This is a genomic window from Micromonospora sp. NPDC049230, assembly GCF_040647875.1.
GTDB lineage: Bacteria > Actinomycetota > Actinomycetes > Mycobacteriales > Micromonosporaceae > Micromonospora.
Genome location: NZ_JBEZCZ010000028.1, coordinates 55,614 through 76,373, shown reverse-complemented (window position 1 = coordinate 76,373; position 20,760 = coordinate 55,614). Strand labels below are relative to the sequence as shown.

Sequence of the window (20,760 nt, the reverse complement as noted above, 5' to 3'; positions counted from 1 at the left end):
CGTCTCAGCCCTGGAACCTCCACGCCTTCGGTGCGGTCGCGGCAGCCAGCACGGCCTCCGGGACCGCTCGGCCCGGCCTGCGACGCAGCAGCAACGACAGCCCGGCGGCGCCGATCGACAGCGCCCCGGCCACGTACCAGGCCACCGCGTAGTCGCCGAGGCGGTCCCGCACCAGCCCCGCACCCGTCGCGGCGAGGGCCGCACCGAACTGGTGGGCGGCGAACACCCAGCCGAACACCACGGCACCGGCGCCGCCGAAGTACTCCCGGCACAGCGCCACCGTCGGCGGCACGGTGGCCACCCAGTCCAGGCCGTAGAAGACGATGAACACGAGCATGCTCGGCTCGGCGGTGCCGGTGAACAGACTCGGCAGGATCAGCAGCGACGCCCCCCGCAGCGCGTAGTACATGCCGAGCAGCAACCGACTGTCCACCCGGTCGGTGAGCCAGCCGGAGGCGATCGTCCCGACGATGTCGAAGAGCCCCACCAGGGCGAGCAGCCCCGCCGCCGTGGTCTGGGGCATGCCGTGGTCGTGCGCGGCCGGCACGAAGTGCGTACCGACGAGGCCGTTGGTGGTCGCCCCGCAGATCGCGAACCCGCCGGCCAGCAGCCAGAACGGCCGGGTCCGGGCCGCGGTCGTCAGCGCGCCCAGCGCCCGGGTCGCCGCGCCGCCGGTCACCGGCGGCGCCGCGACGACCTCGGTCGCCCCGTAGGCCGGCAGACCGAGATCCGCCGGGTGCTCGCGCAGCAACCACACCACCAGGGGTACGACCGCCAGTGCCGCTCCGGCCACGACGAGCGCTGCGGTACGCCAGCCGTGGTCACGGACCAGGATGGCGACAAGTGGCAGGAACACCAGCTGGCCGGCCGCCCCGCCGGCGGTCAGCACTCCGGTGACGAGGCCCCTGCGCTGCACGAACCAGCGCCCGGTGATGGTGGCCACGAACGCCAGCGCCATCGAGCCGGTGCCCAGCCCGACCAGCACACCCCAGCAGAGCAGCAGCTGCCAGCTCGCTTTCATGAAGACGGTGAGTCCGCTGCCGGCGGCGACCAGCAGCAGCGCCACCGAGACCACCCGGCGGATGCCGAACCGGTCCATCAGGGCGGCGGCGAACGGCGCGGTGAGCCCGTAGAGCAGCAGGTTGACCGACACGGCGGCGGAGATCGTGGCCAGTGGCCAGCCGAACTCCTCGTGCAGAGGGTGCAGCAGCACCGACGGGGTGGCGCGGAAGCCGGCCGCGCCGACCAGCGCCACGAAGGCGACGGCGGCGACCAGCCAGGCCGGATGCAGAAGGCGGTTCTTGGTCACCCGACCAGTCTGGGCGGGACCAGGCACCGCAACGAGTGGCCGGAAAGCCATCATGCGCAATAATCGGGCCATGATGCCTCGCCCGCACCGGATCGCCGTACTCGCCCTGGACCACGTCGTCGGCCTGGACCTGGGCACCCCGTCCCAGGTCTTCAGCACCGCCCGGGCGGTCGACGACACGCACTTCTACGACGTCCGGGTGTGCACACCGGGCGGCCGGCCGGTCCGCAGCACCGCCGGGTTCCAGGTGCTACCCGACCATGGTCTGGAGTTGCTCGACACCGCCGACACGGTGATCGTCCCCGGCATCCACGACGGCAGCGCGTTGACCTCGGGCACCGTCGAGCCGGAGGCGGCCGAGGCGCTACGGGCGGCGTACGAGCGGGGTGCCCGGATCATGTCGATCTGCACCGGTGCGTTCGTGCTGGCCGCCGCCGGCCTGCTCGACGGGCGTCGGGCGACCACCCACTGGGCGTTCACTGAGCAGTTCCGTCGGCTGCACACCCGAGTCGACCTCGACCCGGGCGTGCTCTTCATCGTCGACGACCGGGTGTTCACCTCGGCCGGAGTCGCCGCCGGCATCGACCTCTGCCTGCACGTCATCCGCCTCGACCACGGCAGCGAGGTGGCCAACCGGGCGGCCCGTCGCTGCGTGATGCCGCCGTGGCGGGACGGCGGCCAGGCGCAGTACATCGAGCGACCGGTGCCGAAGGCCACCGACACCAGCACCGCGGGCGCGCGGGAGTGGGCCCGGCAGCGGCTGCACGAGCCGATCGCCCTGCGTGACCTGGCCGAGCAGGCGCGGATGAGCGTGCGGACCTTCACCCGGCGCTTCCGCTCCGAGACCGGCCTGAGCCCGGCGCAGTGGCTGTTGCAACAGCGCACCGATCACGCGCGGCTGCTGCTGGAGACGACAGACCTCACCGTCGACCAGATCGCCCACCGCACGGGTTTCGGCACCACCGCCGCCCTGCGCCAGCAACTCCACCAACGCATCGGCGTAGCCCCGTCCACCTACCGCCGCACCTTCCACCCCCGCTCCGAGGTGATCAACGGCTGATCCGCCGTGCACAAGCTGTCGCCAGCGTGCCGGGCTTCCCCGGCCGGCGCTCGACCGCCGCCGCTCAGGCCCGGAGCAGGTGCAGTTGGGACTGGTGCTTCGGGAGGTGGACCCTTGTGTGCAGGTCCAGGGTGCGGGACCAGGGCAGCGGCTCGTCCACGATGAGGTCGAAGCCCTCACGCAGGTGCGTCTCGACCGGGGTTTCCGCGGCCAGGCCCAACTGGTCGACCAGCCCGCACAGCCGGTCGCTCGTGCCGTGCAGCAGCGCGGCCAGGCCCCGCAGCCCACCCTGCTCGGCGGCGAGCGCGTCGAGCTGCGGGCGGTGCATGTCCTCCTCCAGCTCGTAGTAGGCGAACGGCGACCCGGCCAGCAGCGCCTCGGTGGCCTGGATCATCAGCTCGTCGTTGGCGACCAGGTGCGCGACGATCTGCTCGGCACTGAGCTGCCCGTCCGGAGCCGGACCGAATCCCCCGGCGTCGACCTCCGCGAACAGGGCACCGTAAGCCCGCCGCAATCCCCCGCTCTCCATTCCCCCAGTCAACAGGCCCCGCCGGGCGTTAGCGGCGGGATTGGCGGGAGCGGAGGTAGTCGCTGACCACGTACTCGCCCAGGTCGTCGGTGTCCGGGGTGAACATGCGGCCCCGGCTGCGCCGGGCCACGGCGTCGACGAAGCGGCGCAGGCCCGGGTCGTCGCCGAGCATGAACAGGTTGAGAGTGGCGCCGTAGCGGCTGAGCTTGTCCACCTCGCGGACGGTCGCCTCGATCGTCTCCGGCAGCGGCGGCCAGTGGAACAGCGCCTCCCCGTCGTCCGGGTCCAGGTGGGCCGTGGGCTCCCCGTCGGTGACCACCAACACCACAGGTTCGGCGTCCGGGTGCCGGCGCAGGTGCCTCCCCGCCAGCCGCAAGGCGTGCTGGAGGTTGGTGCCCTGCTCCCCGTCCGGCTCGACGGCCGCCAGCTCCTGCTGGGTGAGGGTCATCGCCTCCCGTCCGAAGCCCACGATCTGCAACGCGTCCTGCGGGAAGCGCGTCTCCATCAGGTGCGCCAGCGCCAGCGCGGTCTGCTTCATCGGCCCCCAACGACCCTGGGAGATCATCGAGTACGACAGGTCGACACAGAGCACCACCGCGGCCGAGGCCCGCCTCTCGGTCTCCACCACCTCGAAGTCGTCCACCGCGAGCTGCACCGGAACCGTCGGCCCGGCCCGGCTGACCGCCCGGGTCAGCGTCCGGACCACGTCCAGTGGCTGCTCGTCGCCGTACTCCCAGGGCCTGGACGCACCGCTGACCTCGCCGGCCGCCCCCGCCGAGCGCAGGTCGTGCTGGCCGCGGGGCCCGGCGGTCAGGTCGGAGAAGACCCGTCGCAGCGCGGTCCCGCCGAGCCGGCGCAGTGCCTTCGGGCTCAGCGTGAGCCCTTCGGCGTCCCGGCTCACCCAGCCCTGCCGGCGCAGCTCCCGCTCCAGGTCGCGTAGTCGACGGACGTCGTCGGCGGCGTCCCGCCCCAGCGTGCGGGCCACCGCGTCGACGTCGACGTCGTCCAGGGTCGCCCCCGGGTGTTCCTGGTCGAGCTGGTCCAGCAGGTCGTCCAGCTCGCCGATCTCACCGAGCGCGCCGGCCGCGTCGGCGTAGTCCAGTGGTTGTTCGCCCCGGACCCGCTCGCCGCGCCCCCAGCGCAGATCGGGGCGCAGTGCCCGCAGGTTGGCGTCGAGCGCTGACAACTCACCCGCGAGACGGTCGCCGAGTGACTGCTGCATGAGACCGGCCAGCTCGGCGCGCTGCCGCTCGGAGAGCGAGTTCATCAGCCGCTCACCGGCCGCCGAGCGGCGGGCCAGCACGTCGATCAGCTCGTCGACGGTTTGCGGTTGCTCCGGGAAGAAGTCGCCGTGCCGGCGCATGAACTCGGCGAACGCGTCGGTGGTGTCCTCCGCGCGGCCGTGCCGGGCCAGCAGGTCGTTCAGGTCCCGCATCATCTCGGCGAGCCGTTGCTGGGCGGCCGGGTCGGCGGACGCGCGCACCGCGTCACGCAGCCCGGCGAAGCGCTGACCGAGCACGTCGTCGCGGAGCTGGTCGAGGATCTGCTGGTACGAGCGGCGGGCTTCCTCGCTGGCCCACTGGTAGCCGGACAACTCCTCGACCGCCCGCGCGGTGGAGCGGGGCAGATTGTCGAGCACCGCCTCGGCGAACCGCGCGGCGTCGTCGTCGCGGCCGCGCAGCTCGTCCCGTTCGGCGGCGAGGGCCTGGTCGAGCAGTGCCTGAGCCCTGGTCACCGCGCCGTCCAGGTCACCTCGGCGCAGCGCCTCCCGGCGCAGCCGCCGCGCACGGGCGGCCAGGTCGTCCAGCCCGCCCCGCCCCTGCGGGCCACGGCGCAGCAGGTCACGCAGCGCCTCCCGCAGGCTGCCGCCGGCCAGCACCTCGGCACCGACCGCGTCCACCGCCTCACGCACGTCGTACGGGGGTGCGAGCGGGTCGGGCCCGCCGTTCCACTGCCCGTACCGGAACCGGTTGCCGGCCATGGTCAGCCCCGGCCGCCGTAGACGGTGCGCCCCGAGTCGGTGACGTCCTTGCCGAGCCGGCGGGTCAGGTGCAGCCCCTCCAGCACGAACTCGACGGCGGCCGCGGCCTCCTCCGGAGTTGGCGCGTCGCCCAGACCGAGCCGATCCAGCACCTTGGCCAGGCCGGGAACCGTGCCCACCTGGCGCAGCAGCTCGGTGGAACCGACCAGCTCGCCGGTCTCGATCGCCGTCCCGTCCTCGACCAGGGCGGTGAACCCGGAGAGGTCCAGGCCGGCCAGGTGGGCGCGGAACGTCTCGGCGGTGGCCGTCCGCAGCAGGTGGGCGAGAACCTCGATCTCCCGCCCCTCCTCGCCGCTCTCGAACTCCACCTTGCCGCGCAGCGTGCTGGTCACCGACACCGCGTCGCCGACCCGGGCCACCGCGGCCTCGGGCCGACCGTCCGGGTTGGCGGAGGCGGCGAGCAGGCCGGCGCGGCGCAACGCGGCGCCGGCGACGGTCTCGGCGGCGGCGATCGCGAACCGGGCGGAGACGCCGGAGCGTGGGTCCACCGACGGTGATTCCCGCACCGCCCGGGCGAACCGGGCCAGCACCTCCAGCACGTGCTCCGGCACGGAGGCGACCAGGTCGGCCTCCTGGCGGATCAGCGCCAGCTCCAACTCCAGGTCGATCGGGTAGTGGGTACGGATCTCGGCGCCGAACCGGTCCTTGAGCGGGGTGATGATCCGGCCCCGGTTGGTGTAGTCCTCCGGGTTGGCGCTGGCCACCAGCAGCAGGTCCAGCGGCAGCCGCAGCTGGTAGCCACGGACCTGGATGTCCCGCTCCTCCAGCACGTTGAGCAGCGCCACCTGGATCCGTTCGGCCAGGTCGGGCAGCTCGTTGACGGCGAAGATGCCCCGGTTGGTGCGCGGCACCAACCCGAAGTGGATGGTCTCCGGGTCACCGAGGGTGCGGCCCTGGGCGATCCGGATCGGATCGACGTCACCGATCAGGTCGCCGACGCTGGTGTCCGGGGTGGCGAGCTTCTCGCCGTAGCGCATCGAACGGTGCAGCCAGCCGATCGGCAGGTCGTCGCCGGCCTCGACGGCCTGGGCGCGGGACGCGGGGGTGAGCGGGTGCAGGGGGTGCTCGTTGAGCACCGAGCCGGGGATGACCGGGGTCCACTCGTCGAGCAGCGCGCCGAGGGCACGGATCAGTCGGGTCTTGCCCTGGCCGCGTTCGCCGAGCAACACCATGTCGTGCCCGGCGAGCAGGGCACGCTCGACCTCGGGCAGCACGCTGTCGTCGTAGCCGACGATGCCGGGGAAACGGGCCTCACCGGAGCCCATCCGGGCGAGAAGGTTGTCGCGGAGTTCCTGCTTGACGGTGCGGTAGTGGTGACCGGCTGCCCGCAGCGCGCCGAGCGTGCCGGGCAGGTCAGCCGGTGGAACCGGGATTACCGGGTTAGGCGCAGTCACCCGACCCACGCTAGCTCACATCCGCGCGGGTGCCCCGGGCATCAGGGGAGGGACCGATCAGCCGGACGGGGTGACGAAGCCGGACTCGTAGGCGGCGATGACCGCCTGGGTGCGGTCGCGGGCGCCCAGCTTGGCCAGCACGTTGCCGACGTGCGTCTTGACGGTCTCCACCCCGACCACCAGGTGCGCGGCGATCTCCGGGTTGGACCGGCCGGTGGTCATCAACCGCAGCACCTCGGCCTCCCGCTCGGTGAGTCGGGCGGCGCGCAGCCGGTCACCGCCGGCCAGCCCGTACGCCCCGACGAGCTGACGGATCGCGGCCGGGAAGAGCAGCGACTCCCCGGCCGCGACCACCCGGACGGCCTCCACCACCTCGGCGGGCCTTGCCCGTTTGAGCAGGAAGCCGGAGGCTCCGGCGCGCAGCGCCTCGTAGACGTACTCGTCGTTGGCGAACGTGGTGACCACCAGCACCCGGGGCGGGTTGGCGGAGGTGGCCAGCAGATGCCGGGTGGCCTGGATGCCGTCGATGCCGGGCATCCGCACGTCCATCAGCACCACGTCCGGCCGGTGCCGGGCGACAAGCGGCGGCACCTCGGCGCCGTCGGCGGCCTCGGCGAGCACCCGCAGGTCGGGTTGGGCGTCGATGATGGCTCGCAGCCCCACCCGGATCAACTCGTCGTCGTCGACGATCAGCACCCCGGTCGTCATGTCGTCTCCTCGTACGGCAGGCGGGCCCGGATCAGCCAGCGGTCGCCGTCCGGCCCCACGGAGATCCGGCCGCCGAGCAGCAGCACCCGCTCCCGCATCCCGTCCAGCCCTCGGCCGGGCCGACCCAGCTCGGCCCGGTCGGGCTGGCGCACGGCGTTGACCAGCTCCAACTCCAGCGCCCCCGGGTGCAGGTCCAGCCGCAGCGTCACCGGCCCGTGGCCGTACCGGGCGGCGTTCGTCAGTCCTTCCTGGACGATCCGGTAGCCCTCCCGGGAGACCGCCGGGGGCAGCCGCGTCGGGTCGCCGACGCGATGCGCGTGCACGGTCAGCCCGGCGGCGCGGGTGTCGGTGACCAGCCGGTCCAGGTCGGCGAGGGTACGCTGCGGCGTCACCGCCCGGGCTCCGCCGCCGGCGTCCCGGAGCAGCCCGAGCACGTGGTCCAGCTCGTCCATGGCGGTCCGCCCGACATCTTCGATGGCGGTGAGTGCCCGCCGGACGAACTCCGGGTCGGTGTCGAGGACCTGGCGTGCCGCACCGGCCTGGAGGGTGGCGACGGTCAGCGCGTGACCGACCGAGTCGTGCAACTCCCGGGCCAGCCGGTTGCGTTCGGCGAGCCGGGTGGCCCGCGCCTCCAGGGCGGCGATCCGCTCCGCCTGCGCGGGGCCGAGCAGCACCGGCGCCATCAATCCGGCGAGGGCACCGAGCCCCGCGACGGCGTAGCCGAGACCGACGAGCAGGGCCACCCCGGTCACTGTCAGCCAGCCGCTGTCCCGCCCGTCCAGCGGACCGAACCGTTCCCGGCTGGTCAGCTCGGCGCCGATGCCGAACTGCTGCGCGATGAAGGCCAGCGCCATCGGCAGGGCACTGAACAGCGCGAGCATCACCAGCGCGCCGACGATGAGGTGGGTGGCGATCCAGAGCGCGCTGCGCAGTCGGGTCTCCCGGTCGCCGCGGTGCCCCAGTGCCGGCTCGGGCAGGTCGACGCCGAGCAACGCCCGCACGGCGGCGATCTCCAGGGCCCGGCTGCCGTCCAGCAGCAGCGGCACCACGGCGATCAGCGCCGCGACCACCAGCAGCGCGTACACGAGTGAACGGGGGACCTCCGAGGCGGTGAGCATCTCGGCGAAGGTCACCGCGAGCACCCCGTACGGCAGCGCCAGCACCCCACCGAGCAGCAGGAACACACCGCGTCGCCAGGTGGTGCCGGCGACCAGCGGGGCCAGCGCCGCTCGGAGGGTCACCTCGTCATTCTGCGGCCGGGACCGGTTGCGACGGCTCCCCCGTGCCGGGGAGATCTCAGCGGTGGTCGGCCACGTACTGCTGTGGGTCCTTGTCGCGGAACGGAAGGTCGCGGCCGTTCTTGTGCTCACCGTAGAACGTCAGCCAGCGTTGGCCCAGCTCGGCGCGGAGGTCGGTGCTGGCGTGCCGGCGGAAGTCGGGCAGCGCCTCGTCCTCCTCCTCGGCCAGGTGTTCGCTGTTCTCCCGGCGGGCCGTGCCGACCGCCTCCCACCACTGATCCGAGCCGACCGGGTGCAGCTTGGACTCGGCGATGGCGTCCCGGATCTTGTTGTGGTCGCCGATCGCGTCGGCGGTCTCGTCCTCGCCGTCGTCACCGTGCTTGACCAGGTGCGGGTAGAGGATCGCCTCCTCCGCCTCGGCGTGGATGTCCAGGTGCAGGGCGAGCGCGTCCCAGATGGCGAGCAACTCCTGCTCGTCGCGGGCGTCGTCGAGGCGGGCGAAGCCGCGCCGGAAGGCGGCGTGGTCGTCCAGGATCAGTGCGGTGATGTCGTCCACGTAGCTCACTTTCCGCGAGGCCGGTCGTCGCGTCGAAACTACCCCGATGTTCGGCTTCCCACGCCCGATCTCGGGCACGTCGGACCGCGGTTAGGCTCATGATCGTGACCTACCTCGCTGCGGATGACCGCTACGACACCATGACCTATCGGCGCAGCGGACGCAGTGGCCTGCGGCTGCCCGCCGTCTCCCTCGGCCTGTGGCACAACTTCGGCCCGGACCGCCCGTTCGACAGGCAGCGCGACATCGTCCGGCGTGCCTTCGACCTGGGGGTCACCCACTTCGACCTGGCCAACAACTACGGGCCACCGCCCGGGGCGGCGGAGGAGAACTTCGGTCGGCTGCTCGCCACCGACCTGAAGCCGTACCGGGACGAGTTGGTCATCTCCAGCAAGGCGGGCTACCTGATGTGGCCCGGCCCCTACGGTGAGTGGGGCTCGCGCAAGAACCTGATCTCCTCGCTGGACCAGTCGCTGGGCCGGATGGGGCTCGACTACGTCGACATCTTCTACTCGCACCGGTTCGACCCGGAGACCCCGCTGGAGGAGACGATGGGCGCGCTGGACGCGATCGTCCGCTCCGGCAAGGCGCTCTACGTCGGCATCTCGAACTACGACTCGGAGCAGACCGCGCGCGCCGCCGCGATCCTGGGCGAGCTGGGTACGCCGTTGCTGATCAACCAGCCGTCGTACTCGATGCTCAACCGCTGGACCGAGTCCGACGGCCTGCTCGACACGTTGGAGCAGGTCGGCGCGGGTTGCATCGCGTACAGCCCGCTGGCCCAGGGCCTGTTGACCGACCGTTACCTGGGTGGCATCCCGGCCGACTCGCGGGTGCGCACGAGTGTCTTCCTCAACGAGAGCGACCTCAGCGAGGAGAAGATGACCACCATCCGGGGGCTCGGCGCGGTCGCCGAGCGGCGCGGCCAGTCCCTGGCCCAGCTCGCACTCGCCTGGGCGCTGCGCGACCCCCGGATGACCAGCCTGATCATCGGGGCGAGCAGTGTCGAGCAGTTGGAGACGAACATCGCCGCGTTGGACAACCTCGACTTCACCGCCGAGGAGCTGGCCGAGATCGACGGGTTGCTGGGCTGACCGGCGCGGGCGGGCCGGGTCACCAGATCCGGCGCCGCCCGACGCGGTGGTTGCGCACCTCGCACTGCCGGCCGGGTGGGACAGCGGCGCCGCGGCGTCGCCGCCCCGCGCCGATCAGCAGCGCCAGGACCAGCACGGTGGCGGCGCCGGCGAGCACCGGCCAGCGGGCGCCGAGGTCGGTCACCGACGCCACCGGCACGCCCGGGTCGGCCGCCGCCACCTCCGCCGGGTCGGTGGCGGCCGGCCCACTCGCGGGGGTACGCGGGGCAGCCGCCGCGCTCTTCGCCGCACCGCTCTTCGCCGCGCGGAACACCACGTCGGAGCAGGAGTAGTAGGTGTCCTGGGTGTTCGAGTTCTGCCAGATCGTGTAGATCAGGTGTCGACCCTCGCGCTTCGCCGGCAGCCGGCCCGCCAACTGGTACGCCCCGGCCCGCACCGGCGGGTCGGTGAGCGTCAGAAACGGGCGTGTTTCGAGGTCCGCCCAGGTCAGTGGCCTTGTGGGGTCGTACCCGGAGGTGGTGACGTAGAGCCGGAAGGTGCCCCGGTGCGCGATGGTGGTCCGATACCGGAAGGTGAACGTCGCGCCCGCGCTCAGCTCGGTGGACGGCCAGTCGGTGCGGGGCAGGTCCAATCCCCGGTACGCGGACAACCCGCCGCTGCACAGCTCGCCGTCCGGGATCCGCTCCCGGTCCCGCCCGTTGATCGCGGCGACCCGTACGTTGTCCCATTCCCGGACGGCGGCGCCGGCTTCGACAGCGGCCCGGCAGGCGGCGGTGGCCGCGTACCGGCCCTCGGGTCCGCAGGCCGCCGCCCGGCTGATCGGGTCGGTCGGGGCGCCGTGCGCGGCGGCGGGTGTGGCGGCCAGCGGCACTGTCGCGGCAGCGACGAGCACCGTGGCGAGGAGCCGGCGTACGGTCATGAGGTTGACCTCCCGCCCACTGGTACGGCCGGCGGAGGGCAAAGGTTCGACGTCGGCCGTTCGTGACCCCCAGGCAGCGCGAACGATCATCGCAGGTCGCGGGAATCCCCGGGGTGGACGCGGCGTTTCGATACTCGGAACCGCTGAGACCGAGGAGGCAGACATGAAGGTACGTACCTCGTTGCGTGCGCTGAAGCAGAAGCCGGGTTCGGTGGTGGTCCGCCGTCGTGGCCGGGTGGTCGTTGTCAACCGCGCCAACCCGCAGTGGAAGAGCCGCCAGGGCTGACCCCGCCCTTACCGGACATCGAGTCGACAATCGCCCTGACCGGGTCTCCCGGTCAGGGCGATTCGTTTGTTCGTGGGAGTTGACTCTTGTCCGGTTTGCCGCTGGGCGCGAGCGGCACACGCTCGATGACCGTGACGGTGCGCGGCACCGCGAGATCGTTCACCCGTGCGGCCACCAACTTGCGCAGCACGTCCGGATCGGGCGTTCTCCCGGCCACCGGCACGACGTAGGCGTGCACGGCCTCGCCGGTCATCTCGTCCGGACCCCCGACGACGTACGCCTCGGCGACCGCGGCATCGGCCGCGAGCGCCCGCTCCACCGGCCCGGCGTGGACCATCTGCGCGTTGACGATGATCACGTCCCGCGCCCGCCCGAGCAGCCGCAGGTACCCGTCGGGGCCCACCTCCCCCAGGTCACGGGTACGCACCCAGCCGTCCACGAACACCTCGGCCGACTCGTCCGGGTCCTGCCAGTACGAGGATGCCTGCGCGGGTGTGCGGACGTAGATCTCCCCGTCGCGAACGGAGACCTCCACGGCCGGACGACCGACAGTGCCGAGCGTGGCCTCGTCGGTCAGCATCTCGGCGGGAGTCACCATGGAGATCATCGACGTTTCGGTCTGCCCGTAGCCGTGGAAGAGCACCGGACCCAGCACGTCCAGCGCCTCCGCCAGCCGGGCCGGTGCGAGTGGCGACCCGGAGACCATCAGCGCCCGCAGGTGCCGCAGGTCCACCGGGTTGGCGCGCTGGTCCCGGATCAGTTGGTGCAGCTTGCCGACGGTGATCACGCTCGCGGTGGCCCGGTGTGCGACGAGGGCGTCCGGGAAGACCGGCCGGGGCGCCACGACGAGCGTGCCGCCCGCCGCCAGGGCGAGGATGCCGTACTCCAGCATCACCTGACTGGCCAGCGAGCCGAAGACCAGGTAGCGCCGCATCCGGGTGGCCAGCTCGGCGATGGCCGGCGGCCATCGGTCCGGGTACGGGACCCAGGCCGCCGACATCGCCGCATAGGTCTGCACCACGCCCTTAGGCGTACCCGTGCTGCCGCTGGTCCAGATGATCCGTGCCGGATCCTCGGCCCGTCCCGCCGCGACGAGGGGCACCCCGTCGTCGGGCTGCTCGGCGAGCGCGGCCAGTCGAGCCGAGTCGACCACCAGGGAGCCGGACAGCTGTGCCGGGCTCAGGTCGGCGCGCCACCCGGACACCCGGGCCCCGACGGCGAAGGCGGCCATCGTGGCGGCGAAGGCGGGGGCGGTGACCGGCAGGTCGAGGGTGACACCCACTCCGGGCCCCGCGCCGGACGAGCGCAGCCCGGCCGCGACGCGCCGGATCAGACCGGCCATTTCCGAGGCGGTCGTGACGGTCGGCCCGTCCTCGAAGACCGGCCGGTCCCCGCCGGCCGCCAGGAGGTCGAGGACGGGCTGCGGCCAGACGTCAGCGGGCATCGGCGAGGACGCCCTTGACGAAGACCTCGAGGGGCTGCCGGTGCACTGTGGGCAGGTCCCACTGGTTTTCCAGGTTCTCCGCCAGGTGGTGCTCGGCGATGACCTGCCCGTCGCGCAGCACCCGGACGACGGGGTGGAGATAGCTGGCGTCGTGCGCGGCGGTCGCGTCGTTCTCGGCCGGGCGCGGCACCGTGATGTCGAACGGATCGACCTGGTCGTGGTCGGGGCCGTACTCCAGGGTGACCAGGAACGCGAACACGTCCGGCTCCGCGTCCCGCAGATAGGCGACCGGCACCTCCTCGCGGTAGCGGGCGGTGTCGTCCTCGACTGTGACGACATCGCCGAGCACCGAGAACTGCTGCCACAGCGCGGAACTCACGTTGATCCGGGCGATTATCGAATCGGCGATCGCCTCGGGCGTCGGGGCGATCCGCCGGGACGGCCAGGGCTGCCCGTGGTGCCGCTCGCGCAGGATGTGGTGCAGGGCGCGGGTGGCGTAGCGGAAGCCGTGGATGAAGCCGTTCGTGGACTTCTTGAAATCACGCTGCTGGCTGAGGGTGCCGGCGAAGTAGAGACCGGGGACGTTCACCGACTCGAAGGCCGGCGTCTGCGCCGGGAACCGATCCTTGATGACCAGCTCCGGTCGGGCCGACTCGGCGAAGATGGACGCGTCGAAGCGGAATCCGGTGCAGAGGATGACCCGGTCGTACTCCAGCTCGCGCAGATTCTCGACCGTCCGGGCGTATCGGAAAAGCACCCGGAATCCGCCGCCCTCCCGCTGGCTGATCTGTTCCACAGTGCCGTCCAGGACGGCGTTCTGTGACTTCAGCTGATAGGTGTCCAGGAAGTTGTTGTTCACCGCGCGCAGATGCCCGACGTAATGGGTCTGCCAGGCGAGCCTGATGGAGTGCGGCCCGGCGACGTGAATCGTGGCGGCGGTCTCGACGAGCGCGTCCGCGGTCTCGAAGGCCGAGTTGCCCTTACCGATGATCAACACGCGCTGATTGACGAAATCGGCGGGGTCGACGCTGACTGTGTCGTAGCGCTCGGCCAGGTCAGCGCCCTCGATCGGCGGCTGGTAGAGCTGGGAGACGCCGGTGGCGACGACGACTCTCCGTGCCGTCCAGGTGTGGTCGCCGGCCCGCACGGTGAACACGTCGTCGGTCTTCGACACTGAGGTCACCCGCGTGTCGTAAACGACGTTCAGACCGCGCGCGAAGTCGGCGAGATAACGCACGAGATCCTCCGCGGCGGGAAAGTAGCGCGTGCTGTAGTACTTGAAGAGCATCCCCGGATCGTCGGTCAGCAACGAGTTCCAGTCCGACCGTAGATTGAACTCCGGATCGGTCGACCCGGTCCACACCTTGTTGATCGAGATCAGCTGGCGATGCCGGGGATAGGTCTCGAAGAATGTGCCCGCCCGGGGGCCACCCTCCAGCACCACGTAGTCGTGACCGTCGCGCTCGAGCAGGGTCGCGAGCTGCAGGCCTGCCGGCCCGGCTCCAATGATCAGGCAATCGTGCGTCATGCGCCGCAATTTACTGAGGCGATTTCAGAGCGCTCTGAGAAATTGCCTCTAGCATCCGCTCCCATGACGATTAAGGTGGATTTGGCAGCGCCGCTGCGCCTCGCCGACCTGCGCGTCGCGGCAGGCCCGGTCACTGTCGTGCTCGGCGAAGAGGTGCGGGCCCGCGTGGCGACCGGCCGCACGTTCCTCGGCAAGGCACTCGGCGACGACCGGGCGATCTACGGCGCCACCACCGGCTTCGGGGCGCTCGTCGGCTACGCGGGCCGAGCCGACCAGCGCGACCAGGCCGACAACACCCTCGCCCACCTCGGGGCGGGCCAGGGCCCGGACCTCGCCCCGGATGTCGTACGCGCGACGCTGCTGGTGCGCGCCTGGTCCCTGGCCCGGGGCGCGTCGGGGGTCTCCCCGCACGTGATCGACGCGCTCGCGGCCATGCTCGGCACGACGTTCACGCCGGCGATGCCCCGATTCGGCTCGGTGGGAGCCAGCGGTGACCTGATCCCGCTCGGTGCCGCCGCCCAGGCGCTGCGCGGTCGCGGGCACGCCTACGTGGACGGCGTCCGGATGCCCGCCGCGGAAGCCCTGACGAAGGCCGGCCTGGAGCCGCTGCCGCTCGACGGCCGGGACGCACTCGCGCTTGTCAACGGCACGTCGCTCACCACGGCGGCGCTGGCCCTCGCCCTGGACCGGGTCCGCACCTCACACCGCGTGGTGCAGACGCTCACCTGCCTGCTCGCCGACCTGCTCGGCTGCGATCCACAGTTTCTCGATCCGGCTCTCCTCACCGCCTACGGTCACCCGGGCGCCATCGAGGTCGGCCACGCGATGCGGGCGACCTCCGCCGGCCTGCGAGAGTCCGGCACGAGACCGTTGCAGGAGCCCTACAGCATCCGCTGCGCGCCGCAGTTGCTCGGAGCGGCCGAGGACGCCCTGCGCTATGTCGACGGCGTCGTGGCGGCGGACCTCGGCGGGGTGAGCGACAACCCGCTGTTCTTCCCGGCCGACGACAAGGTCGTGCACGGCGGCAACTTCTTCGGCCAGCCCGCCGCGTTCGCCGCCGACGTCCTGACCATGGTCATCGCCCAGGTCGGCAACCTCGCCGAGCGCCAACTCGACCTGCTCGTGGATCCCGGGCGCAACGGCGGCCTGCCGCCGATGCTCGCGGCCGGACCAGGGCAGCAACACGGGTTGCAGGGCGTCCAGCTCGCGTCGACAGCGCTCGTCGCCGAGATCAGGCGCGACTCCGTGCCGGCGAGCCTGCAGAGCCTCCCCACCAACCTGCACAACCAGGACGTGATCCCGCTCGGCACGCAGGCCGCACTCCGCGCCCTGGACCAGGCGGAGCTGCTGCGTCTGATCACCGGTTCGCTCGGGCTCGGGCTGCGCCAGGCGGTGCACGTCGGGGCGCGCCGGCCGACGGCGGCGGGCTGCGACCGCACCCTGCGGGCCCTGGAGGAGATCGCACCGATCGACCCGGACCGGCCGCTCGACGACGACGTGCGAAGAACAGCCGAGATTCTCCAAGAGCTTGAAATCTCTCTGATTTCCCACTCGTACGGTGATCGCCGTGACGCTTGATTACCTGATCATCGGGGCCGGTCCGGCCGGTCTTCAACTCGCCGCCCTGCTCCAGGCCGAGGGCAAGCGTGACTATCTGGTGTTGGAGGGCGCCGACGGGCCGGGGGCGTTCTTCGCCACCTATCCGCGGCACCGCCAACTCATCTCGATCAACAAACCGCACACGGGCACCGACGATCCCGAGCTGAATCTGCGGCTCGACTGGAACTCCCTGCTCACCGACGACCCGGCGCTGCTGTTCACGCAGTACACCGAGCGGTACTTCCCCGACGCCGAGGTGATGGTGCGATACCTCGCGGACTTCGCGGCGAAGACCGGCGTCACTGTCAGTTACGGCACCCGGGTGACAAGGGTGTCCAAGCACGACGACGTGTTCACGGTCGAGGCAGGTGACCGGCGTTGGGAGGCCCGCGCGGTGATCGTCGCCACCGGCGTGTCGAAGACCTACCAGCCGGACATCCCAGGATTCGAACTGGCCGAGGGGTACGACGTGATGAGCGTCGAGCCACGTGACTACCTCGACCAGCGGGTGCTGATCATCGGCAAGGGCAACTCCGCCTTCGAGACCGCCGACAGCCTCATGGAGACCACGACACTGATCCACCTCGCGGGGCCCAGCTCGGTCCGGATGGCGTGGCGCACCCACTACGTCGGGCACCTGCGCGCGGTGAACAACAACTTCCTGGACACCTATCAGCTCAAGTCGGCGAACGCGATCCTCGACGGCACGGTCCAGAGCATCGAGCGCGACGGCACGGGCTACAAGGTGCGGTTCAGCTTCTCGCGGGCGAACGAGGTCGTGAAGGAACTGCATTACGACCGGGTGCTGGCGTGTACCGGATTCCGTTTCGACGACTCGATCTTCGACTCCTCGGCCCGACCGCAGCTCACCATCTCCGACCGCTTCCCGGCACAGACCGAGGAATGGGAGTCGGTGAACGTGCCGGGCCTGTTCTTCGCCGGGACGATCTCCCAGGCGCGCGACTTCAAGAAGTCCACGAGCGGTTTCGTGCACGGTTTCCGCTACGCCGTACGCGCGTTGCACCGGATCCTCTCCCGCCGGTACGACGCCACGGCCTGGCCGTCCGACCCGCTCGCCGCCGAGCCGGCGGCCATGACCGCGGCGGTCATCGAGCGGGTCAACCGCACCTCGGCCCTGTGGCAGCAGTTCGGGTTCCTCGCCGACGTGCTCACCGTCGCCGGAGGAGAGGCCCGCTACCACGAGGAGGTGCCGGTGGACTACTTCCTGTCGACCGGCCTGCGCACCGCCGAGCACGACCACGACCAGGCGTTCGTGATCACTCTCGAGTACGGCCCCGACCACGACCAGGTCGACCCGTTCGACATCACGGTGACCCGGGTGGCCCAGGACGTCGTGGGGCAGGCGCACGACGCCGCGTACCTGCACCCGGTCGTCCGTTACCACCGCGCGGGCCAGTTGGTCAGCACGCACCACCTCGCCGAGAACCTGGAGAACCAGTGGGACCGGCCCGACGTCCACGTGCGGCCGCTGCGCGAGTTCATGGGTCGCTGTCTCGCCGGCGCCGAGGGCTGACATGGACCCGGTTCACCAGGACTTCTTCGAGGGCGGGGCCGAGCGGGAGCGCACCCTGGCCGCCAACGAGCAGGCCTTCGAACGACGGTGGATCGTGCCACGGGTGCTGCGGGCGACCGGCGAGCGGGACCTGCGGGTCACAGTGGCCGGCACGTCGCTGGCCGCGCCGGTCCTTGTCGCTCCGACCGCCTTTCATCGGCTCGCGCACCCGGACGGCGAGGCGGCCACCGCGCGGGGGGCCGCGGCGGCCGGCACGACGATGGTGGTCAGCATGGCCGCCACCCAGCCGGTCGAGGAGATCGCGACGGCGGGCGCGACGCTGTGGTTCCAGCTGTACCCGCAAACCGACCTCGACTTCACGGAGTACGTGGTCAAGCGCGCCGAGTCGGCCGGCTGCCGGGCGCTCGTGGTGACTGTGGACTCCCCGGTGTTCGGGCGGCGCGAGCGCGACAGGCGCAACGGCTTCACGGACCTGCCTCCCGGCTACGCCTGCGAAAACATGCGCGACGCGACCGGCCGGGTACGCCCGATCGCGATGGACGCGACGGCGGGCTGGGATCGGATCGCGTGGCTGCGCGGCGTCACGGGACTACCGATCCTGCTCAAGGGCATCCTGCATCCCGCGGATGCCCGCCTCGCTGTCGAGCACGGCGCCGCCGGTGTGATCGTGTCCAACCACGGTGGACGACAGCTCGACGCGACGATTCCCACGCTCGACGCGCTGCCCGCCGTCGCGGCAGCCGTGGGTGGGCGGGTCCCGGTGCTGCTCGACGGGGGTGTCCGCCGCGGCACCGACGCGGTGATCGCGCTGGCGCTCGGGGCCCAGGCGGTGCTGGTGGGGCGTCCGGTGGTGCGGGCGCTCGCGGCGGGCGGGGCCGCTGGCGTACGCGAAGCTCTCGATCGACTCACCACCGAGCTGGATCAGGCCCTCGCCCTGGCCGGGGCGCGGCGGCCGGCCGATCTGACACCCGACCAGGTGGCGATCCGGTGAAGGCAGTTGTCGACCTCCGGGAGTGGATCTTCGAACGGGTCAACGGGGCCGAGGGCGTTCCCGTCCCCGGGCCGCTGGTGGGGCCGGAGGACTTCGAGCGGGTCTACAGCGATCCGGCCGCCGACGGGCGCAGCCGCGGGGCCGGCCTGTCGGACCTCTTCTGGTACTGGCTCGCGCCCGGCCCGCAGATGCACCAGGAGCACCTTGAGCCCGGCGAGCGGTACCGGACGGTCGCCCGGACGACCCGGCAGGTGCTGGCCATTCCGCACGCGCGCTCCGACGAGCTGGCGACGGCCGCGACCCGGCGGATCCTCGACGCGCTCCCGGCCGACCGGATCAGCCACGTGCGGCTACGTGACCTGATGATGCCGGTCTGGGCCGAGGTCTCGTACGAGCTGGTGTTCGGCGCATCCTGCCCGCGCGACGTCCGCGATCTGATCGTGGCGAACGCGGACGACGTGGTGACCGCCCTGAAGGGGATGGGTCTGCGGCACATGTCCCGGCGGGTTCGTCTGACCCGCTACCTACTGGACCGGATCGCCGCGGGAACCTGCCCGGTCGTGCTGCCGCCGCCCTTCACCGCCCTGGAGACCGCCTGGTACCTCCAGGGCGCGTTCTTCAACACGGCAGTGGTGCAGATGTCGGAGGCCATGGCGCACATCCTGCTGTGCTCCGGGCCCGGCACGGACACCTCGGACGAATCGCTCGACCGGATCATCGACGAGACACTCCGGGTCTACCCGCTCTTCGGCATCGCGCACCGGATCACCTCCGGACCCATCAGCGTGGGCGATCACGTGCTCCCGACCGGGTCCGTGCTCCTCTTCAACTATCGGGCCTATCAGCGCACCGGTCCCGCCGCGGACGACGAGTTCGACCCGGACCGCTGGCTGTCGTTGCGCCGGCAGGACGCCCATTTCATTCCGTTCGGCGTGACTGCCAACCGGGCCTGTCCGGCGCGCGGTTCGGCCCCCGTCCAGCTGCGCGCGGCGACCCGGGAGGTGCTGCGGCGCTTCTCGGTCAGCTCGTCGGCGGCGCACACCCGCTCGCTGCCGAGTCGCGGGCCCGCGTACCTGACGCCCCGGGGTCTCCCCGGCCCCGGCCGCGACCGGCTCACCCTCATGCGGCAGCGCGACCGGGTCTTCGACGTGGGGCGCTCGGTCAAGCAGCTGGTCTGCGGTACCTGGATGGTCGTCGACGCCCGACGACAGAAGTTGTGCACCCGACACTTTGAGGAGAGCTCATGACTCCCAGCGAACTCGCCCCGCGGTTCTTCATCGCGGTAGCGGTCATTCTGCTCTTTTGCAGGCTGGTCTCCTGGCTCCTGGGCAAGGTGGGCCAGCCTCCCGTCGTGAGCGAGATGCTCGCCGGGGTGCTGCTCGGCCCGTCGCTGCTCGGCCTCTTCTGGCCGGGTGCCCAAGCCGCGCTCTTTCCCGCGCCGCTGCTGCCGATCCTGTACGTGGTCGGCCAGGTCGGCCTCGTGCTGTTCATGTTCCAGGCCGGGTACGCCTTCACCTCCCACCGGGTGACCAAGCTCGCGGGCACGGCGGGAGCGGTGTCGCTCGCGGGTGTCGGCGCTCCGCTGGTGCTGGGGATCCTGCTGGTCGTGGGCACGGCGAGCTTCGTCCCGATCCGCGCGGACGGCGTGTCGCTCGGTGTGTCCGCGGCGTTCGTCGGTGTGGCGCTGGCGATCACGGCCTTCCCCATGCTCGCCCGGATCATCACCGAGCGCGGCCATACCGGCACCCGCCATGGTCTGCTCGCCATGGCCAGCGGCGCGATCGACGACATGGTCGCGTGGATCATGCTCGCCGCGGTGCTGGCGTTCGCCTCGGGCTCGGTCGGCCCGGCCCTGGTCTGCGCGGGTGGTGCGCTGCTGTTCGGGCTGGCGCTGTGGCTGGGTGGGCGGCGGGTGACCGGCTTCGTCATGGGGCTCCCGGGCGATCGCGCACGGCTGCTCGGCACTGTGGCGCTGCTCTTCCTGGTCGCCTGGTACACCGACGAGATCGGGCTCTACGCGGTCTTCGGCGCCTTCGCGGTCGGTGTGGTGATGCCGCGCTCGGAACAGACCGACAAGGTGGTCGACACGCTGACGCCGATCGCCGCGACGGTGTTCCTGCCGCTGTTCTTCACCTTCTCCGGGCTGCGCACCGAGTTCGCGCTGCTGGGCAACCTGGCCGTACTCGGCTTCGCCGCCGCGTGCGTGGCCGTGGCGATCGTCGGCAAGTTCGGCGCCTGCTGGGCCGCGGCCCGGATGCGCGGCGAGCCGAACGGCGTCGCGCTGCGCGTCGGCGCCCTCATGAACGCCCGGGGCCTGATGCAGCTGATCGCCCTGAACGTGGGACTGGAGGCGGGCATCGTGAACACGTCGCTGTTCACGGTGCTGGTGGTGGTCGCGCTCGTCACCACACTCATGACGACGCCGCTGCTCACCTGGATCGAGCGACGCGAGGCACGCGTTCCCACTTCTACACCGTCGCTCGTGCCCGCCGGAACCCCCTAACTTGTTTGTTTGAGGAGACAAGCTTCA

18 protein-coding genes are annotated in these 20,760 nt (G+C 71.6%); 8 read left to right on the top strand and 10 right to left on the bottom strand.

The genetic code is table 11. From position 1 onward, the window contains the following. Positions 1-4 precede the first annotated feature (4 nt). Positions 5-1,309, bottom strand: a complete 1,305-nt coding sequence (locus AB0A95_RS22640) for an MFS transporter (protein WP_357557737.1) — start codon at positions 1,307-1,309, stop codon at positions 5-7. 52 nt (positions 1,310-1,361) lie between these two features. On the opposite strand from AB0A95_RS22640, the gene AB0A95_RS22635 reads away from it, so the two are divergent. Further along, positions 1,362-2,369 (top strand): helix-turn-helix domain-containing protein, encoded by a 1,008-nt coding sequence (locus AB0A95_RS22635; RefSeq protein ID WP_357557736.1) that lies wholly within the window; start codon positions 1,362-1,364, stop codon positions 2,367-2,369. A gap of 64 nt (positions 2,370-2,433) precedes the next feature. Here the strand turns inward: AB0A95_RS22635 and AB0A95_RS22630 are convergent, their stop codons facing one another. From AB0A95_RS22630 to AB0A95_RS22605, 6 genes are read right to left on the bottom strand one after another with little or no spacing between them, the layout of a single operon-like run. Next, entirely contained in the window at positions 2,434-2,898 is a 465-nt protein-coding gene (locus AB0A95_RS22630) for a hypothetical protein (RefSeq protein ID WP_357557735.1), read from the bottom strand. Positions 2,899-2,926: 28 nt separating this feature from the next. After that, a complete protein-coding gene (locus AB0A95_RS22625; RefSeq protein ID WP_357557734.1) occupies positions 2,927-4,879 on the bottom strand; it encodes a VWA domain-containing protein in 1,953 nt (650 codons plus the stop codon). A 2-nt stretch (positions 4,880-4,881) separates the two neighbouring features. Then, on the bottom strand, positions 4,882-6,342 hold the full coding sequence (locus AB0A95_RS22620) for a sigma 54-interacting transcriptional regulator (protein ID WP_357557733.1): 1,461 nt from the start codon (positions 6,340-6,342) through the stop codon (positions 4,882-4,884). 48 nt (positions 6,343-6,390) lie between these two features. Continuing rightward, positions 6,391-7,041: a response regulator transcription factor gene (locus tag AB0A95_RS22615; protein ID WP_357557732.1), complete on the bottom strand. Its 651-nt coding sequence runs from the start codon at positions 7,039-7,041 to the stop codon at positions 6,391-6,393. Next, the gene (locus AB0A95_RS22610) at positions 7,038-8,282 is read right to left on the bottom strand and encodes a histidine kinase (protein WP_357557731.1); all 1,245 of its coding nucleotides are present in this window, start codon (positions 8,280-8,282) and stop codon (positions 7,038-7,040) included. The genes AB0A95_RS22615 and AB0A95_RS22610 overlap by 4 nt, the downstream gene beginning before the upstream one ends. A 55-nt stretch (positions 8,283-8,337) precedes the next feature. Further along, positions 8,338-8,835, bottom strand: coding sequence for a hemerythrin domain-containing protein (locus tag AB0A95_RS22605; protein WP_357557730.1), 498 nt, complete (start codon positions 8,833-8,835; stop codon positions 8,338-8,340). Positions 8,836-8,933: 98 nt separating this feature from the next. On the opposite strand from AB0A95_RS22605, the gene mgrA reads away from it, so the two are divergent. Next, on the top strand, positions 8,934-9,929 hold the full coding sequence (mgrA, locus tag AB0A95_RS22600; protein ID WP_357557729.1) for an L-glyceraldehyde 3-phosphate reductase: 996 nt from the start codon (positions 8,934-8,936) through the stop codon (positions 9,927-9,929). A 19-nt stretch (positions 9,930-9,948) separates the two neighbouring features. Here mgrA and AB0A95_RS22595 read toward each other — a convergent pair whose 3' ends face one another. After that, a complete protein-coding gene (locus AB0A95_RS22595) occupies positions 9,949-10,848 on the bottom strand; it encodes a lytic polysaccharide monooxygenase (protein WP_357557728.1) in 900 nt (299 codons plus the stop codon). A 163-nt stretch (positions 10,849-11,011) separates the two neighbouring features. Between AB0A95_RS22595 and AB0A95_RS22590 the strand changes: the two genes are divergently transcribed. Continuing rightward, positions 11,012-11,134, top strand: a complete 123-nt coding sequence (locus AB0A95_RS22590) for a 50S ribosomal protein L36 (protein ID WP_357071839.1) — start codon at positions 11,012-11,014, stop codon at positions 11,132-11,134. A gap of 52 nt (positions 11,135-11,186) precedes the next feature. Here AB0A95_RS22590 and AB0A95_RS22585 read toward each other — a convergent pair whose 3' ends face one another. Then, positions 11,187-12,578: a fatty acid--CoA ligase family protein gene (locus tag AB0A95_RS22585; protein WP_357557727.1), complete on the bottom strand. Its 1,392-nt coding sequence runs from the start codon at positions 12,576-12,578 to the stop codon at positions 11,187-11,189. Continuing rightward, a complete protein-coding gene (locus tag AB0A95_RS22580) occupies positions 12,568-14,106 on the bottom strand; it encodes an NAD(P)-binding domain-containing protein (RefSeq protein ID WP_357557726.1) in 1,539 nt (512 codons plus the stop codon). The genes AB0A95_RS22585 and AB0A95_RS22580 overlap by 11 nt, the downstream gene beginning before the upstream one ends. Positions 14,107-14,169: 63 nt before the next feature. Here AB0A95_RS22580 and AB0A95_RS22575 point away from each other — a divergent pair, with 63 nt between their 5' ends. Genes AB0A95_RS22575 through AB0A95_RS22555 form a run of 5 tightly spaced genes read left to right on the top strand, consistent with a single transcriptional unit; the run spans position 14,170 to position 20,733 of the window. After that, positions 14,170-15,684, top strand: coding sequence for an aromatic amino acid ammonia-lyase (locus tag AB0A95_RS22575; RefSeq protein WP_357557725.1), 1,515 nt, complete (start codon positions 14,170-14,172; stop codon positions 15,682-15,684). After that, complete coding sequence (locus AB0A95_RS22570) at positions 15,674-17,239, top strand: NAD(P)-binding domain-containing protein (protein ID WP_357557724.1); 1,566 nt, start codon at positions 15,674-15,676, stop codon at positions 17,237-17,239. Before AB0A95_RS22575 ends, AB0A95_RS22570 begins: the two co-directional genes overlap by 11 nt. Position 17,240: 1 nt before the next feature. Then, a complete protein-coding gene (locus tag AB0A95_RS22565) occupies positions 17,241-18,230 on the top strand; it encodes an alpha-hydroxy acid oxidase (protein ID WP_357557723.1) in 990 nt (329 codons plus the stop codon). After that, entirely contained in the window at positions 18,227-19,477 is a 1,251-nt protein-coding gene (locus AB0A95_RS22560) for a cytochrome P450 (RefSeq protein WP_357557722.1), read from the top strand. The genes AB0A95_RS22565 and AB0A95_RS22560 overlap by 4 nt, the downstream gene beginning before the upstream one ends. Continuing rightward, positions 19,474-20,733, top strand: coding sequence for a cation:proton antiporter (locus tag AB0A95_RS22555; protein ID WP_357557721.1), 1,260 nt, complete (start codon positions 19,474-19,476; stop codon positions 20,731-20,733). The genes AB0A95_RS22560 and AB0A95_RS22555 overlap by 4 nt, the downstream gene beginning before the upstream one ends. The last annotated feature ends 27 nt before the right edge of the window (positions 20,734-20,760 follow it).